Origin of the sequence: Protofrankia sp. Cr1 (genome assembly GCF_963555865.1) — a bacterium.
In the GTDB taxonomy this organism is placed as follows: domain Bacteria; phylum Actinomycetota; class Actinomycetes; order Frankiales; family Frankiaceae; genus Protofrankia.
Window position 1 is genome coordinate 2,347 of the sequence record NZ_CAUVXO010000629.1, and the last position, 816, is coordinate 3,162.

An 816-nucleotide genomic window follows, 5' to 3' on the forward strand; every position below is an offset into this window, starting at 1 on the left:
ATGCCGTTGGCGTGCCCGGTGCTGGTCTCCGGTGGTCGCGTGGCTGCGCATCCCGAAACGCGCTCGGATATTCGGCGAACCTGACCGCGAAACAGGACTACATCGCGAATCCGTGTCGCTCGGTACGGCATGGATTTGCCTTTCCGGCGGCGGTCGGGGACCACCACGCCGGTACGGTGGATGCCGATGGACGACGTTGAGTGGCGCCGCTGGCTGGTCGACCTGGTGGCGGTCGGCGCGACGGAGTTCGACGCCGAAACCACGGGTGAGTGTGTCATCGGGTCGCGCGGACGCACGGCAGGATCACGCGTCACCGTGGCCGGCGGCGGCCCGGATCGATGGCTACGAGTAGTCACCGAACGCCTTGGATGGGGTGGCGGGCCGACCTGGAGCGGCAACATGGACGCGAGCGCGGTCCTGGGCGTTGCCCGGCCGGAGGTTCTCGCCGTCACAGAGTGGGAGGAGGCAGGCCGCCAGGTCCGGGCCGAGCTCATGACCTTGGCCCCCGGTGGTCCACTTGCGTCTGATATCGCCCTGCGCGAGCACGTCTCGCTGGATGCGTCCTGGTGGACGGCCCTTCGCCGGTCGGTCGACGTCCTGGCTGCCAGTACTACCGATCGGGTGTGCCTTGACGCCGATCTCATCCGACATCGGTTGTTAGCCGCGTTCGGCGTGGAGATCGCCACGGAGTCGATCGTATGGAGCACGGCGCACGGGGATCTCCACTGGGCGAATATCACCGGCCCTATCTGCTGGCTGCTTGACTGGGAAGCGTGGGGCGCCGCACCGGCCGGCTATGACGCTGCCACGTTGTAC

Annotated in this window: 1 protein-coding gene; it reads left to right on the forward strand. The window is 67.6% G+C overall.

What is annotated here, in order from left to right; all coding sequences use genetic code 11:
* Positions 1-186: 186 nt before the first annotated feature.
* The coding region (locus U9980_RS27025) for an aminoglycoside phosphotransferase (protein WP_416210413.1) at positions 187-816 on the forward strand (630 nt) is incomplete at its 3' end.